The organism is Actinokineospora auranticolor (assembly GCF_041897805.1).
In the GTDB taxonomy this organism is placed as follows: domain Bacteria; phylum Actinomycetota; class Actinomycetes; order Mycobacteriales; family Pseudonocardiaceae; genus Actinokineospora; species Actinokineospora auranticolor.
Map to the genome: position 1 here is coordinate 5,712,055 of NZ_CP154825.1, position 15,886 is coordinate 5,727,940.

The window sequence follows — 15,886 nt, forward strand, 5'->3', positions numbered from 1 at the left end:
ACGGACGTGACACCCAATACGTACGTACGGATTGCTTAAGCCGGGGCCTACTGCCACGATCGTCGGGTGCCACGGGTGAGCCAGGACCATCTCGACGCGCGACGGCGCCAGATCCTCGACGGCGCCCGGTCGTGCTTCGCGCGCTACGGCTACGAGGGCGCCACCGTGCGCAGGTTGGAAGAGGCTACCGGACTTTCCCGCGGTGCCATTTTCCACCACTTCCGCGACAAGGAGTCGCTGTTCCTGGCGTTGGCCGAGGACGACGTGCTGCGGATGGCCGAGGTGGTGGCCGCGCAAGGTCTCGTTCAGGTGATGCGGGAACTGCTGTCGTCGCCCGCGGGCACCGGCGACACGCTGAGCCCGGCGGACTGGCTGGGGACCCGGTTGGAGGTGTCGCGCAGGCTGCGCACCGACCCGGAGTTCCGGGCGCGCTGGGCGGAGCGGTCCGAGCAGCTCACGGTGGCCACGCGGGAGCGCCTGCTGCGGCAGCGGGAAGCGGGCAAGCTGCGCGACGACGTGGACGTGCACGTGCTGACCGCGTTCCTCGAACTGGTGCTGGAGGGCCTGGTGTCGCACCTGGCCATGGGCCTGCCCGCGGACGACATGGACCCCGTGCTGGACCTGGTCGAGGAGACCGTTCGACGGCACCGCCGCTCGGGGTGATGCGCGCGTACGCGGTGGCCGCGAGCCTCGCGCGCGTCGCCGACGAGATGGTCGGGGTCGCGGTGGTGCTGCTGGTGCTGGCCCGCACGGGGAGCCCGGCGGCGGCCGGTGCGGTGGTCACCGCGTACACGCTGCCTTCCATTGTGTCCGGTCCGGTGTTGGGCGCTTGGTTGGACCGGACCGCCTATAGGCGTTCGGTGCTGGCGGGCGGCGGGGTGCTGCTGGCGGCTACCTGCGTGGGTCTTGCCGCGACGGTCGGTACGGGACCGTTGGTGGTGCCGGTGCTGCTGGCGGCGGTCACCGGCTTGGCGTTGCCGCTGACCAGCGGCGGTTACTCCAGTTTGGTGCCGCGGTTGGTGGCCGCCGAGCGGTTGGGGTGGGCGAACGCCCTGGACGCGGCGGCGTTCAACGTCGGCTCGATCACCGGGCCAGCACTGGCCGGTACGGTCGCCGCGGTGGTGAGCCCCGCCGCGGCTGTGTTGTTGATCGGGGTGCTCGCGTTGGCGGGGGCTGTGTGCACGGGCTTCTTACCTCGGGTGGACACCGAGTCTCGGGAGCGGGAACCGCTGTTGCGGACAGTCCGGGCGGGACTGGTCCACCTGGTACGCACCCCTCCCCTGCGTGGCGCCACCTTGACCACGGTTCTGGGGTACGGCTCGGTCGGGATCCTGGCCACCGCGATGCCGCTGCGTGCCGAGGAGCTCGGTCACGGCCGTCCGGCCGCCGGTTACCTGTGGACGGCGTTGGAGGTCGGTTGCCTGGTGGCGGTCGCGCTGCTCGGTAGGCTCGCCGCGATCCCCCGGCCGGAACGGACGGTGTTCGCGAGTACCGCTGTCTTCGGGCTGGTCATGTTCACCTGGCCGGTTGTGGACGGTTTCGCGTGGACACTGGTCGTAGTGGCCGTGGCCGGTCTCGCGGAGGGGTTGGCGCTGCCCGCGATCATGTCGACCCGCCAGCGGTACACACCGCCGGACCTGCTGGCCCAGGTCTCGACCACGGGCGCCAGCCTCAAGATCGCCGGGTACTCGCTGGGGGCGCTGGCGGGTGGCTGGCTGGTCCCGGCGGCCGGTCCAGGGGCGGCGATGGCGGTCACGGCGGGCACGCAACTGCTGGCCGCGGGGCTGGGGACAACTTTGAGCGCGGCCCGCCGGAAGCTGGTGGACTGAACGCATGGAACTGACAACGGCCCACGATCGGGCAAGAGATGTGTTCGACCGGGCCGTGGGCGCGGTCCGGGATTGGGACGGGCCGACGGCGTGCGGTGCGTGGAACGCGCGTGAGCTGGTGAACCACCTGGTGTCCGAGCAGTTGTGGGTGCCGCACCTGGTCGGGGGCGAGACCATCGAGCAGGTCGGCGACCGGTACGACGGCGACCTGGTCGGCGACGACCCGGTGGGGGCGTGGGCACGGGCGTCGGAGGTGTCGCGGGTGGCGTGGGCCGGCGTGCCCGACGACCGGGACGTCCACCTGAGCTACGCGACCGTCCCCGCGCGCGACTACCGCTGGCAGATGATCCTCGACCTGGCCGTACACGGCTGGGACCTGACCGCCGCGACAGACCACGACCCGGCGATCGGGGACGCGTTAGCCGAGGCGCTGCTGGCCGAGTTCACCCCGGAGATCGCCCGGTGGGAGGGCACGGGCATCTTCGCCGCCCCGGTCCCGGTCCCCGACCACGCGGACGCGACCACCCGCCTGCTCGCCCTCACCGGCCGCGACCCGGCCTGGCAACCGTGACCATCGGCCACGGCGAACCACCTGGTACGGCGGCCTCGGACCGCCTCGGCGGGGGGTTCTGGGTGCTTGGGCGCTGCTGAGGAGGCCGCCGGACTGGAGTGATCGCGTCGCCAAGGCCCAGTCGGGTGATGATGTCGGCGGACTCGGCCGCAGTGATCATGCCGCCAGGAACGGCCGGGACTGACGTGCCGCCGAGACCCCGGCGCGGCCGTGCCGCCTGCCTCGGTAGGCACCGCCATGCCACCGAGACCGAGGCGGTCGCGCCACCGGGCTCGGTCGAGGTGGCCACGCCACGGCACCGGCGGGCTGCCGTGGCGCCCCCACACTCGATCGGGTGGCCATGTCGCGAGGACTCGGCCGAGGTAGCCGGACCGCCGCGCGTGTCCGGCGGCCGTGTCACCTGGGCTTGGCCGGGGTGTCGTGGCACCGGAATCGGTTGAGGTGGCCGTGGCCCCACGGTCGGCAGGAGCGTGGCAGAAGTGCGCGTGCCCACCGCGCTCGGCCCGGATCGGCCGCGCCGCCGCATTCGATTGGCGACCGCGTCACCTGGGCATGGCCAAGAAGGACGTGCCACCGCGCTCCGGCTGAAGCGGTCGGGGCAGCCGTGTCGCCGGGCTCGATCAGCGCGGCCGTGCCACCGGACTTAGCCGGAGCCTCATCTCGGCCGGGCAGTCGCGCCACCGGACTTGGCCGGAGCCTCATCTCGGCGGGACCGGCCGTGCCGCCGCACTTCGCTGGGGTCGGTCGGTCTCCGAGGTCGGTCAGGGCGGTCGCGCCACCGCACTCGGCCGGAGCCTCATCTCGGCCGGAGCCGTCCTGCCACCGCCCCCGGCCGGGGCAGGCTCGTCCCCCGAGTCGGGCGACTGTGCCACCAGGACTCGGTTGGGCAGCCCCGTACCGCTCGACCGGCCGGGACCAGCGCGGCGGCCCCGATCTGCTGCCGCCCGCGCCCAGCGGTGCCGACGCCGCCGGGCCGAGGCGACCGGGTCGCCGGCGGGGTGTGGCGGGTTCGGTGCGATCAGGCATGCCGGGTGTGGGAGCGGTCGGACCGCGGGGTCCGCGCGGTGCTCGGCGGGGCAGTGGGGGTGACGTGGGCGGACACCCGGCGCTGATCACCTCCCGGGCGGGGCCGGCGCCCCTTAGACTGGGCCGGTTCGCAGGACGTCGGGGATCCGGGCGGGAGCCCTCGGCGTCGGGTCACGTCTGTCGAGGAGTACCGGCCCCGTGCGCAAGGCGCAGAAGAAGAGCCCCGGTCGCAGTAGCGGGCCGGGAGACAGTCCCGGCGACCATAGCGACCCGGAACCCGGGCGGTGGCCCCGGTGACCGGTCCCCTGATCAGCGTCCTCGGCCTGCTGGCCGTGTGCGCCCTGACGCTCGGCACCGCGCTGTTCGTGGCCGCCGAGTTCGCCCTGACCACGCTGGAGCGCAGCCAGGTCGACCACCACGCCGCGCAGGTCGGCGACCGGCGCGCGCTGGCCATCCAGAAGGCGCACCGGACGTTGTCGTTCCAGCTGTCCGGGGCGCAGTTGGGCATCACCATCACGACGCTGGTCACCGGGTACATCGCCGAGCCCGCGCTGGCGAACCTGATCGAGCCGGTGCTGGGCTGGACGGGCGTCCCGCACGCGGCGGCCTCGGTGATCGCGCTGGTGCTGGCGCTGCTGGTGGCCACGTCGCTGTCCATGGTGTTCGGCGAGCTGGTGCCGAAGAACCTGGCGATCGCCAGCCCGCTGCCCACGGCTCGCGCGGTGGCGGGTCCGCAGGCGGTGTTCTCGTCGGTGTTCCGGTGGCTGATCAACGGCCTCAACGGCTCGGCGAACTGGGCCGTGCGCAGGCTGGGCGTGGAGCCGCAGGAGGAACTGCGGTCGGCGCGGTCGCCGCAGGAGTTGGGCGGCCTGGTCCGGTCCAGCGCGGCGTCCGGCACCCTCGACACCGGTACCGCGACCCTGCTGAGCCGGTCCCTGCGCTTCGGCGACCGCACCGCCGAGGAGCTGATGACCCCGCGCGTGCAGGTCCAGGCCCTGCGCGCGGACGCGACCGTGGCCGACCTGATCGACCTGGCCCGCGGCACCGGCTTCTCCCGCTTCCCCGTGCACGGCGGCGACCTCGACGACGTGCGCGGCGTGGTGCACGTCAAGCAGGTGTTCGGCGTGCCCGCCGCCCAGCGCGCGACCACGCGCGTGGCGTCGCTGGCCCGCCCGGTGCCCTCCGTCCCGGAGACCCTCGACGGCGACGTGCTGCTGGAACGGCTGCGCGGCTCCGGCCTGCAGGTCGCGCTGGTGGTCGACGAGTACGGCGGCACGGCCGGACTGGTCACCCTCGAGGACCTGATCGAGGAGATCGTCGGCGACGTCCGCGACGAACACGACCGCGGCGAGGTCAGCCCGGTCCGCTCACTGGGCCGCGACAGCTGGATGGTGTCCGGCCTCCTGCGCGACGACGAACTCGCCGACGCCACCGGCTTCCGCATGCCGACCGGCGAGTACGAGACCGTGGCGGGCCTGGTCCTCACCCGACTGGGCCGCATCCCGGAAGTCAACGACGAGATCCGAGTAGCGGGCTGGCGGGTCACCGTCATGCGCATGGACCGCCACCGAGTAGCCGAACTACGCGTGGCGAAGCTGCCCGTGCGATCGGAGGCGGGCGCGTGAGCGACCTGCCACACCTGGGACTCCAGACGTCGACCAGCGGACACGACACCGCGACAGAGCAGCCGCCAAGCCGCGTCCCCGGGGTCGACGGCGAAGGCCGCGGGGCGGGCCGTCGGGTCACGGTGACGCGTGTCGGGCACCGGAGTGCCGGGCCGCGTGTGGCGGAGCCGCGATCGGGGGCGGGCGCGTGAGCGACGTGCTGGCGTTGGCCGCGACCGTGCTGTTGCTGCTCGGCAACGCGTTCTTCGTGGGGGCCGAGTTCGCGATCATCACGGCTCGGCGGGACCGGTTGGAGGCGTTGGCGCGGGAGGGGAAGACGCGGGCCGGGGTGGCGGTCGAGGCGAGTCGGAACCTGCCGCTGTTGATCGCGGGCGCGCAGCTGGGGATCACGATCTGCTCCCTCGGTCTCGGCGCGTTGGCCGAGCCGGTGTTGGCGCACCTGCTGGAGCGGCCGTTCGCGGCCATGGGGCTGCCCGAGGCCGTGGTCCACGGGGTGGCGTTCGCGCTGGCCCTGGGCATCGTGGTCACGCTGCACACGGTGCTCGGCGAGATGGTGCCGAAGAACCTCGCCATCGCGGGGCCGGAGCGCGCGGCGATGCTGCTCGTACCCGTGCACCTGGCGTTCTGCCGCCTGGTGCGGCCGGTCCTCGGCCTGTTCACGGCCGTGTCGACCGCCGTGCTGAAGCTGTTCGGCGTCAGCCCGCGCGACGAGCTGGAGAGTGCCTACACCCCCGACGAGCTGGCCACGCTCATCGCGGAGTCGCGGCGCGAGGGTCTGCTGGACGACTCCGAGCACCGCAGGCTGACCAACACCCTGTCCTCCGCCGAGCGGACGGTGGCCGAGGTGCTGGTACCGCTGGAACGGCTCAAGTCGGTACCGCACCCGCCCACCGTCGGCGCCGTCGCCGCGGCGGTCGCCGAGACCGGTTTCTCGCGGTTCCCGGTGCGCATGCCGGACGGCTCCCTCAACGGGTACGTGCACGTCAAGGACGTCCTCGACCAGGTCGACTCCGACCCCGCGACCCGCGTGCCGTGGTCCCGGGTGCGGGGTCTGCCGGAGCTGCCCGCCGACTCCCGCCTCGACGAGGCGCTGACCGCGCTGCGCCGGGCCCAGAGCCACCTGGCCAAGGCCGTGTCCGCCGACCGCGAGGTGCTCGGGGTCGTGGCGCTGGAGGACCTGGTGGAGGAGTACGTCGGCACCGTCCGGGACGGGACGCACATCGGCGACGGGTGAGCGTGGGGGACAATGGCCCGCGATGGCTCCCCTCACCGACTCCCAGGTCACCGTGCTGCCCGAGGCCGAGTGGCAGGCCCGCCGCGACGCGCACGCGCGGCGGGTCCGGCAGTGGACGGGGCCGCACCAGGAGCGGCGGCTGCGGCGCGAGAAGCACCCGGTCCTGGACTTCCTCTTCACCTACTACTCGCACCGGCCCGCCCACCTGGAGCGCTGGCACCCCGGCCACGGGGTCGTGCTGGCCGGTGCAAGTGCGCGTGAGTACCTGCGGTGGAAGGAGTACACCGCCGTCCCCGAGGGCGTGACGCCGCTGCCGTTGTCGCCGCAGCGGCGGTTCACCGCCGGGTTCGTGCGCGACCTGCTGGCCGCGACCGCGTCCCGGCCGCCGCGGCTGGGCTGCTTCGGGCTGCACGAGTGGGCCATGGTGTACCGCGCGGGCGAGGTCCGGCACGAGGCGTGGCCGCTGCGGCTGGGGTCGGCGGGCACGGACGCGGTGGTCGAGGCGTCGACGATCAAGTGCAGCCACTTCGACGCGTACCGGTTCTTCACCGAGCCCGCGCGGCCGCTCAACACCCTCGCGCCGAGCCGGGAGGGGCAGGTCGCGATGGAGCAGCCGGGGTGCCTGCACGCGACCATGGACCTGTTCAAGTGGGCCTACAAGCTCGCCCCGCACACCCCGTCGGAGCTGGTGGCCGACTGCTTCGAGCTGGCCGTGGACGTGCGCGCGCTGGACATGCGGGCCAGCCCGTACGACCTGTCCGCGCTGGGCTACGAGCCGGTGCGGATCGAGACCGAGCGGGGCCGCGCGGACTACGTGCGGGCGCAGGTCGCGTTCACCGAGCGGGCCGCGCCGCTGCGGACCAGTCTCGTTGCCCTGTGCGAGGCCCTGCTGGCGGATCACCCGGACGATCCCAGCTGAGTCCGCCGTCCAGGTGAATTTCTCCCGGCGTACGGTGACTTGACGCGTCCCGTTCCCCGAATAGAGTGCTGGACGCCCCGATGCGCGCCGTGAACCGGCACCGCGCCGCGCGAAAGGACGTGATGGGTTGTCATGCCTCGACACCACGGGGGACGTCGAAGGCGGTGGCCGTTGGTCGTCGTGGGACTGGTGTCGCTGCTGGTCCTCGGCTGGGCCGGGTGGGGCTGGCTGAGCGGCGGTCCCACCACCGGGCCCGCGCGCACCGAGGAGTGCGCCCGCACGGCGGTCCTGCGGGTCGCGGTCGGCCCGAGCGCGGACCTGCCGGTCCGGGAGGCCGCCAAGCGCTGGAACGCGCGGGGGCCGGTGGTCGACGGGACCTGCTACGAGGTCGTCGTGGCCACCGTCGACTCGGCGCGGGCCCTGGCCGGGCTGACCGGGCAGTGGGACGCGGGGCTCGGCGAGCGGCCGGACGCGTGGCTGCCGGAGTCGTCGCTGTGGACCGACCGGTTGAGCCGCTTCGACGAGAAGCTGCTGGCCAACGCGCCCGAGTCGGTCGCGCACAGCCCGGTCGTGCTGGCCACGCACGAGGCCGCGGCGGGGCTGCTGCGGGAGCGGGCCGGGTTCCGCTGGAACGACCTGACCGGCTTCACCGCGGACACCTCGGGGTGGGCGCGGTTCGGCCGGGCGGAGTGGGGCCGGATCACCGTCGCGCTGCCGGACCCGAAGAACAACGCGGCGAGCGCGCTGGCAGTGCAGGCCGCGCTGCTCGGCCCGGCGCAGGAGAGCCCGGTGACGCAGGCGGCCCTGGCCCGGCCACCGGTGGCGCAGGCGCTGGCGGCACTGGCGTCGTCGCAGCAGCGGGACGGGCTGGGCTCGACGTCCTCCGCGCTGGCCGTGCTGGCCGACGCCCCGGACCCGGGGGCGGCCCCGTACAGCGCGGTGGCGGCGCTGGAGGTGGACGTCTACCGGCGCAACTCGGCGTCCGACGGGAAACCGACGCCGCAGCGCCCGCTGTGGGAGGTCGTGGCGATCGGCCCCGGCCCGTCGGCGGACTTCCCGGTCGCGGCGCTCAACGCCCAGCGGGTCGAGGCCACCGACGCGTTCCGCCGGTTCCTCCAGGAACCGGACCAGCAGCGCGAGTTCGGCCGGGCGGGGCTGCGCACCGACACCGACAGCCGACCCGCCAACCAGGTCGGCCTGCTGTGGGACGACAAGGCCCAGGTCGGGTTCGTCGCGGCGGCCGCGGACACGGCGCAGCAGATCACGACGACCTGGGACAGCACCGTGACCGGCGGCGTCGCGGCGACGATCCTCGTGGACGTGTCCGAGAGCATGGGCACCGAGGGTGGCGGCGGTCGCAGCCGCCTCGACTGGGTGCGGGACGCGCTGAACAAGTACACGGACTACGCGACGGCCGGATCCCTCGGTGTCTGGCCGTTCTCGCACGAGCTGGCGCGCGGCAAGCCGTACCAGGTGGCGGTGCCGACCGGCCCGGTGGTCAACCGGCGCGACCGGGTGCACGAGGTGCTGAACGGCCTGGAACCCGCGGGGCGGACCGACTTCTACGAGTCGGTGGTGGCGGGGTACCGGGCGGCGGTGCAGGGATATGTCCCCGACCGGGCGAACCACCTGATCGTCATCACCGATGGGGGTGCGGACGGGTCGGTGGACCTGGCGCAGGCCAAGGCCGCGATCAAGCGGGCGGCGAACGAGCGCAAGCCGGTGACGGTCGACGTGATCGCGATCGGGCCGGACGTGGCGCGGGAGGAACTGCTCGACCTGACGGCGTCGACCGGGGGTCGGCTGGCGGTGCTGACGGACGCCCGGGGCGTGACCACGGCCTTGACCGAAGCGGTCACGCACCGTCGGTGAGCCCGCTTAGGATCGGCGCATGCGAACCGCCATCGCCCGTGCGCTGACCGTGCTGTTGCTGCTCGCCCCGGCCGCGTGTTCGGAGGCCACACCCGGGGTGGCCTCGCCGGAGGCGGCGAGTGGGCCGATCGAGGCGAAGGTGCCGGTGAAGTTCCGGCCGGTGGTGTCGCAGCGGGCGGGTACGGAGGCTTCCGGGCCGGGTGAGCTGGTGGGGTCGGACGGCAACGTGTACGCGCTCGGGGACCCGATCGGGGATTTCAGCCGGTTCAAGAACGTGAAGGCGGAGCTGACGTCGGGCGGGTCGTGGGGGGTGATCATCGATCTGGTGGCGGAGGACCAGGCGGCGTTCGGTCGGTGGACTACCGAGCACGTGGGTGAGTCGGTGGCGATCGTGGTGGGGGACAAGGTGATCTCGGCGCCGCAGATCGCGTCGCCGATCACTGAGGGGTCGGTGCAGATCACGGGGACGTACTCGGAGCAGGACGCCCGGAAGCTGGCGAACCAGATCACGGGGCGCAGCTGATCTCCGTCTGGGTTGTCCACAGGCTTGATCGTCTTCGGCTGGAACTGTCGGTCCTCCTCGCTAGAATGGATATTGGGGGCCGGAGGCATCGATTTGATCATCGCTCACTGTCTTCCTTCGTCGACACCACCCTCGCCGGGTTCGCGGCGGTGAGCGGGGCGGCCGGTCGGGATGACGCTGGTCGTCCCTCGGGTTGTCCACAGGCTCGCTGTTGATCTTCTGGTGGGGTGCCTCGAAGTCTCCGGACAGCGGCTAAACAACGGTCGGTATCGCTGACTTTCGAGCGTGGTATGCGTGGTGCACTTCTCGTGGCGTGCGGTATCCGAGTGCGGAGTGTCTCCGTCGCGAATTGTAGCGGAGTTCGATATAGCGGGCAATGTCTCGGCGGGCGTGTTCGCGGGTCGGGTATCGGGTGCGGTGAACGAGTTCGTTCTTGAGAGTGGCGAAGAACGATTCCGCCGGTGCGTTGTCGTAGCAGATACCGGTGCGGCCCACGGACTGTCGGATGTGTAGGGACGCGAGAGTGGCGGCGAAGGTGGCGGAGGTGTAGTTGCTGCCGCGATCGGAGTGGAATATCGCGTTGTCGGTGAGATGGCCGTTCCGAACGGCGCGATGGATGGCCGTCTCGATCAACGGTGTCTTGTAGTTGTCGTCCATCGCCCACCCGGTGACCGCCTTGGTGTGACAGTCGATCACGGTCGCGAGGTAGAGCCATCCCTCATCCGTCGGAATATAGGTGATGTCACCCACCGCTTTTCGACCGGGTTCGGCGGCGGTGAAATCGCGGCGGACGAGGTCGGGGACGTCATGGACCTGGCCGTCGCCGGCGGTGAGGACGAACCGCCACGGCCGGGGCTGACACGGACGCAGCCCCAGCTCACGCATGACCTGACGCACCAACTCCGGCCCGCACTCCACGCCCTGGGCGACGAGATCGGCGTGGATCCGCCGATACCCGTACGTGCCGTCGGACGCCTCGAAAAACCCGACAACCAACCGTGACAGCTCACCCCGCCGCGCCGCGGTGCCCGACATCGGGCGAGTCCTCCATTCGTAGAACCCCGATCGGGAGACATCGAGAATCCGGCACATCCGTGTCACCGGCAACGATGTCGAGACGTCCACGTCCTTATCTGCGGCAGCGTGCTGTGCGTCGATGAACTCGAACCGGTCGCTCACCGATGATCCTTGGCAAAGTACGCGGCAGCTTTTTTCAGGAACTCGTTCTCCAACCGCAGATCACGCGCTTCCCGCTCCAACTCACGCAGCCTCGCCCGCTCCGACACATCCAACGGCGACTCGTCGCCGCCCTGCGCCGCCCGATAATCCTTGACCCACTTCCCTAGACTCACCTCACCGACACCAAGTTCCTTCGCCACCTGAGCGATCGGACGCCCGGTCTCGATCACCAACTTCGCCGCTTCCTCCCGATACTCCCGAGAGAAACTCCTCCTTGATCCCGCCAAAACCGTCTCCTTCCAGAGAACCCAATTCTACTTGGTCCACTGTCCGGAAACTTCGAAGCACCTCATGGTTTTGTCGGTCCTCTTCGCTGGGATTGGTAGTGGGGGCCGGAGGCGTGCGTAGATCATCTTTGTGCTGCGGGGTGCCGGTTGGCGGCGTGGCCGGGTTGATCGGTCCGGCTGTTCGCGGAAAAAATGTGGGGCCTCGATCGAGTGAACTTGCTTTGCGCGGGGCCCCTACGAACCTGCGGTGGGGAAGAGCGGTGGGAGGGGCAAGCCCACCCCACCCGCGGGAGAGCTTGGCAGGCTCGTCCCCCCACGCAAAGCAAGTCCACCCAATCACGGCGCATGGCGGGGGCGCGTTGCGTTCTGTGCGGGTTGGGATCCTGCGGCGGTTTCCGGGATGGTCGGGAAGAAGCCGGAACAGCCGGAGCGATGTGGCAGGAGCACTTTGCGTTGGGTACGGGCTGGGCTCAAGCGGCGGTTTCCAGGGTGGCCGGGAAGAAGCCGCAACGGCCCGAACCATGTGACAGAAGCACATGCGTTGAGTGCGGGCTGGGCTCAAGCGGCGGTTTCCAGGGTGGCGGGGAGGAAGCCGGAACGGTCGGAGCGATGTGGTGGGAGCACGCCACGTTGAGCGGGCTGGACTCATGCGGTGGTTGTGGGGAAGACCGGTGTAGCCGCGTCATGTCAGGCATGGGCCGGGGACCGGGCGGCGGTTGAGAGGTAGGGCGGGCCGGGGAACCTTGCGCCGGCGGGCAAAGCGGGCAAGAGGTTGGGGCGCTTGCGCGGGGACCGTGCTCGTTGGTCTGCGGTCCGGCAAATCGCGGCGCGTTCGCGGTTGGCTGTGGCTTGCCCGCGCCCGGCGCGGGCAAGCCACTGCGGGACTAGCCGACGAAGTGGAAGGTTTCCGGGTCTGGGCCGACGCGCTTGGCGGTTTCCAGAGTGGCGATGGTGGCGAGGTCTTCGGTGTCCAGTTCGAAGTCGAAGATCTCGATGTTGCTCTTGATGCGTTCCGGGGTCACCGACTTCGGGATGACGATGTTCCCCAGCTGCACGTGCCACCGCAGGATCACCTGGGCCGCCGACTTCCCGTGCTTCTCCCCCACCTTCGCCAGCGACGCGTCGCCCAGCAGGTTGCCCTGGGCCAGGGGGCTCCAGGCTTCCGTGGCGATGCCGTGCTCCGCGTGGAACTCGCGCAGTTCCGGCTGGGGCAGTTGCGGGTGCAGCTCGATCTGGTTCACCGACGGCACGACGCCCGTCTCGTCCAGCAGGCGCTGGAGGTGGGCGACCGAGAAGTTGGAGACGCCGATGGAGCGGGCCTTGCCGTCGGCCTTGATCCGCTCCAGGGCACGCCAGGTGTCCACATAGGTGTCGTTGTTGGGCATGGGCCAGTGGATGAGGTACAGGTCCACGTGGTCCAAGCCGAGCTTCTCCAGGCTGGCGTCCACGGCGCGCAGCGTGGAGTCGTAGCCCTGGTCGGCGTTCCACAGCTTGGTCGTCACGTGCAGCGCCGACCGCTGGAGGCCCGCGGCCGCCACGGCGCGGCCGGTGCCGCGCTCGTTGCCGTAGATGGCTGCCGTGTCGATCGCGCGGTAGCCCGCCTCCAGCGCGGTGGCCACGGCCGCGGTGACCTCGTCGTCCGGGACCTGCCAGACACCGAAGCCCACCTGGGGGATCGTGGTGCCGTCGTTGAGCTTGACGTCGGGAACGGTAGACATGGGACAGACGCTACGCGTTGTGGCCCGTCCCCGAACATGAGGGACGGGCCACAACGGGGACTAGCTGTACGCCTCGAGCGGCGGGCAGGAGCAGACCAGGTTCCGGTCGCCCTTCGCGCCGTCGATGCGGCGCACCGGGGGCCAGATCTTCGGCGCGGACGTGCCCGCCGGGAACACCGCTTCCTCGCGGGAATACGGGTGGTCCCACTTGCCCGCGATGGACGCCGCCGTGTGCGGGGCGTTGACCAGCGGGTTGTCGTCCTTGGGCCACTCCCCCGCCGCGAGCCGGTCGATCTCGCCGCGGATGGCGACCATGGCCGCGACGAACCGGTCGATCTCGGCCAGGTCCTCGCTCTCGGTCGGCTCGACCATCAGCGTCCCGGCGACCGGGAACGACATGGTCGGTGCGTGCAGGCCGTAATCGGCGAGGCGCTTGGCCACGTCGTCGACGGTCACGCCCGTGGCCTTGGTGATGGGCCGCAGGTCCAGGATGCACTCGTGGGCGACGAAACCGCCCGCACCGGCGTAGAGCACCGGGAAGTGCTCATCCAGCCGCCGGGCGACGTAGTTGGCCGCCGCGACGGCGGTCAGCGTGGCGCGGCGCAGGCCGTCGGCCCCCATCATCCGCACGTACGCCCACGAGATCGGCAGGATCGATGCGCTGCCCCACGGCGCCGCGCTGATCGGGCCGACACCGGTCTCCGGGCCCGCCGCGGGCTGGAGCGGGTGGTTGGGCAGGAACGGCGCCAGGTGCGCGCGCACCCCGATCGGGCCGACGCCCGGGCCGCCGCCGCCGTGCGGGATGCAGAAGGTCTTGTGCAGGTTCAGGTGCGACACGTCCGACCCGAACTTGCCGTACCGGGCCAAGCCGATGAGCGCGTTGAGGTTCGCGCCGTCGACGTACACCTGGCCGCCCGCGTCGTGCACCAGCGCGCACACCTCGCGCACGGTGTCCTCGTAGACGCCGTGCGTGGACGGGTAGGTGATCATGATCGCGGCGAGGTCGTCGCGGTGCTCGTCGACCTTCTTGCGCAGGTCGGCCAGATCGATGTTGCCCGAGTCGTCGCACGCCACCACGAAGACCCGCATGCCCGCCATGACCGCGCTGGCCGCGTTCGTGCCGTGTGCGCTCGACGGGATCAGGCAGACGTCGCGCTCGCCGTGGCCCTGGGAGCGGTGGTAGGCGCGGATGGCCAGCAGACCGGCGAACTCGCCCTGGCTGCCCGCGTTCGGCTGGAGGCTGACCGCGTCGTACCCGGTCAGCTTCGCCAGCCACGACTCCAGGTCGCGGACGACGGTCAGGATGCCCTCGGCGTCCTCGACCGGCGCGAACGGGTGCAGGTCGGCGAAGGCGGGCCAGGTGATCGGCTCCATCTCCGCGGTCGCGTTGAGCTTCATCGTGCACGAGCCCAGCGGGATCATGCTGCGGTCCAGCGCGACGTCCTTGTCCGACAGGGACCGCAGGTAGCGCAGCAGCGCGGTCTCCGAGCGGTGCGTGGCGAACACCGGGTGGGTCATGAACTCCGAGGTCCGCACCAGGTCGGCGGGCAGCGCGTCGGCGGTCTCGGCGTCCAAGGCGTCGACGTCACCCGCCACCCCGAACGCCTGCCACACGGCGGCGAGGTGCGCGCGGACGGTGGTCTCGTCGGTCGCGATGCCCACGTGGTCGTCGTCGGCCAAGCGCAGGTTGACGCCCAGCTCGCGGGCCGCCGCCACGACCTCGCCGGCCCGGCCGGGGACGCGGGCGAGCACGGTGTCGAAGAACGCGGACCCCACCACCTCGACCCCGCCCCGGCGCAGCCCCTCGGCCAGCACGACGGCCATCCGGTGCGTGCGGGTCGCGATCGACCGCAGCCCCTCCGGGCCGTGGTAGACGCCGTACATCGACGCGACGACGGCCAGCAGCACCTGCGCGGTGCAGATGTTCGACGTGGCCTTCTCGCGGCGGATGTGCTGCTCGCGGGTCTGCAACGCCAACCGGTACGCGGGCTTGCCGTCGGCGTCGGTGCTGACCCCGACCAGGCGGCCCGGCAGCTGCCGCTCCAGGCCCTTGGCGACGGCCATGTACCCGGCGTGCGGGCCGCCGAAGCCCATCGGCACGCCGAAGCGCTGGGTGGTGCCGACGACGACGTCCGCGCCGATCTCGCCGGGCGCGCGCAGCAGCGTCAGCCCCAGCAGGTCGGCGGTGACCGCGACCTTGGCGTCACGGCCGTGCGCCTCGCGGATCAGCTCCGCGTGGTCGCGCACCGCGCCGGAGGCACCCGGGTAGGCCAGCAGGACGCCGAAGAAGTCGTCCAGCGGCAGGCCCTCGGCCAGGTCGGCCAGCACGACCTCGATGCCGAGCGGCTCGGCGCGGGTCTGGATGACGGCCACGGTCTGCGGGAAGGTGTCGGCGTCGACGACGAACCGGTTCGACTTGGACCGGCCCGCGCGGCGCAGCAGCGTCATCGCCTCGGCCGCGGCGGTGGACTCGTCCAGCATCGACGCGTTGGCCGTGGGCAACCCGGCCAGGTCGGCGACCATGGTCTGGAAGTTGAGCAGCGCCTCCAGCCTGCCCTGGCTGATCTCCGGCTGGTACGGGGTGTAGGCGGTGTACCAGGCGGGGCTCTCCAGCACGTTGCGCCGGATCACCGGCGGGGTGTGCGTGCCGTGGTAGCCCAGGCCGATCATCTGGGTCAGCACGCGGTTGCGGCCCGCCAGGTCGCGCAGCTCGGCGAGGGCCTCGACCTCGGTGGCCGGGGCGGGCAGGTCGATGGCCAGGTCGCGCTCGCGGATCGAGTCCGGGACGGCGTGCTGGGCCAGCTCCTCCAGCGACCCGACGCCGATGACGTCGAGGATCCGGGCCAGCTCGGCCGGGCGGGGGCCGACGTGCCGGTCGGCGAAGGGGGTGCCGTGCTCAAGGGCGGCGAGCGGGATGCGGTCAGCGGTCATCGGGCGGAGCTCCTCGGCGTCACAGGGGTCGGGCCGGGACGGACTCACGTCCGCCAGCCCTCCCCCTCTGTCCGTGCCCGACAACCCGGGCGCCTGAGAGCTTCGTCCGGGCGCGCCGGACTTGCACCTTCGGCGGGGCGCCCCGGCGGTGGCCGGCTTGCCCGCTTTCCAG

General features: G+C 71.8%; 11 protein-coding genes. 8 read left to right on the forward strand and 3 right to left on the reverse strand.

All coding sequences use genetic code 11. The annotated features are described in order from the left end of the window. Positions 1–66 precede the first annotated feature (66 nt). The 8 genes from V5P93_RS24875 to V5P93_RS24910 all read left to right on the forward strand — a co-directional run bounded on the left by V5P93_RS24875 (position 67) and on the right by V5P93_RS24910 (position 9,599). Positions 67–663: a TetR/AcrR family transcriptional regulator gene (locus V5P93_RS24875; protein ID WP_104480258.1), complete on the forward strand. Its 597-nt coding sequence runs from the start codon at positions 67–69 to the stop codon at positions 661–663. After that, complete coding sequence (locus V5P93_RS24880) at positions 663–1,829, forward strand: MFS transporter (protein WP_104480259.1); 1,167 nt, start codon at positions 663–665, stop codon at positions 1,827–1,829. Before V5P93_RS24875 ends, V5P93_RS24880 begins: the two co-directional genes overlap by 1 nt. A 4-nt stretch (positions 1,830–1,833) precedes the next feature. Further along, positions 1,834–2,400 (forward strand): TIGR03086 family metal-binding protein, encoded by a 567-nt coding sequence (locus tag V5P93_RS24885; protein ID WP_104480260.1) that lies wholly within the window; start codon positions 1,834–1,836, stop codon positions 2,398–2,400. Between the two features lie 1,319 nt (positions 2,401–3,719). Further along, positions 3,720–5,051: a hemolysin family protein gene (locus V5P93_RS24890; RefSeq protein ID WP_104480295.1), complete on the forward strand. Its 1,332-nt coding sequence runs from the start codon at positions 3,720–3,722 to the stop codon at positions 5,049–5,051. A gap of 187 nt (positions 5,052–5,238) precedes the next feature. Next, on the forward strand, positions 5,239–6,285 hold the full coding sequence (locus V5P93_RS24895) for a hemolysin family protein (RefSeq protein WP_104480261.1): 1,047 nt from the start codon (positions 5,239–5,241) through the stop codon (positions 6,283–6,285). Between the two features lie 22 nt (positions 6,286–6,307). Continuing rightward, positions 6,308–7,204, forward strand: coding sequence for a 3-methyladenine DNA glycosylase (locus V5P93_RS24900; protein WP_104480262.1), 897 nt, complete (start codon positions 6,308–6,310; stop codon positions 7,202–7,204). A 180-nt stretch (positions 7,205–7,384) separates the two neighbouring features. Beyond that, positions 7,385–9,076, forward strand: a complete 1,692-nt coding sequence (locus V5P93_RS24905; RefSeq protein ID WP_245931382.1) for a substrate-binding domain-containing protein — start codon at positions 7,385–7,387, stop codon at positions 9,074–9,076. A 19-nt stretch (positions 9,077–9,095) separates the two neighbouring features. After that, the gene (locus tag V5P93_RS24910; RefSeq protein WP_104480264.1) at positions 9,096–9,599 is read left to right on the forward strand and encodes a hypothetical protein; all 504 of its coding nucleotides are present in this window, start codon (positions 9,096–9,098) and stop codon (positions 9,597–9,599) included. A gap of 252 nt (positions 9,600–9,851) precedes the next feature. Here the strand turns inward: V5P93_RS24910 and V5P93_RS24915 are convergent. From V5P93_RS24915 to gcvP, 3 genes are all read right to left on the reverse strand, one after another. After that, a protein-coding gene (locus V5P93_RS24915; protein ID WP_104483686.1) for an IS3 family transposase occupies positions 9,852–11,065 on the reverse strand; the annotation gives its coding sequence in 2 pieces (ribosomal slippage) (positions 9,852–10,813 and positions 10,813–11,065; 1,215 coding nt in all). 884 nt (positions 11,066–11,949) lie between these two features. Continuing rightward, positions 11,950–12,783, reverse strand: coding sequence for an aldo/keto reductase (locus tag V5P93_RS24920; protein WP_104483550.1), 834 nt, complete (start codon positions 12,781–12,783; stop codon positions 11,950–11,952). A 60-nt stretch (positions 12,784–12,843) separates the two neighbouring features. Next, the gene (gene gcvP / locus V5P93_RS24925) at positions 12,844–15,714 is read right to left on the reverse strand and encodes an aminomethyl-transferring glycine dehydrogenase (RefSeq protein WP_104483549.1); all 2,871 of its coding nucleotides are present in this window, start codon (positions 15,712–15,714) and stop codon (positions 12,844–12,846) included. Between the last annotated feature and the right edge of the window lie 172 nt (positions 15,715–15,886).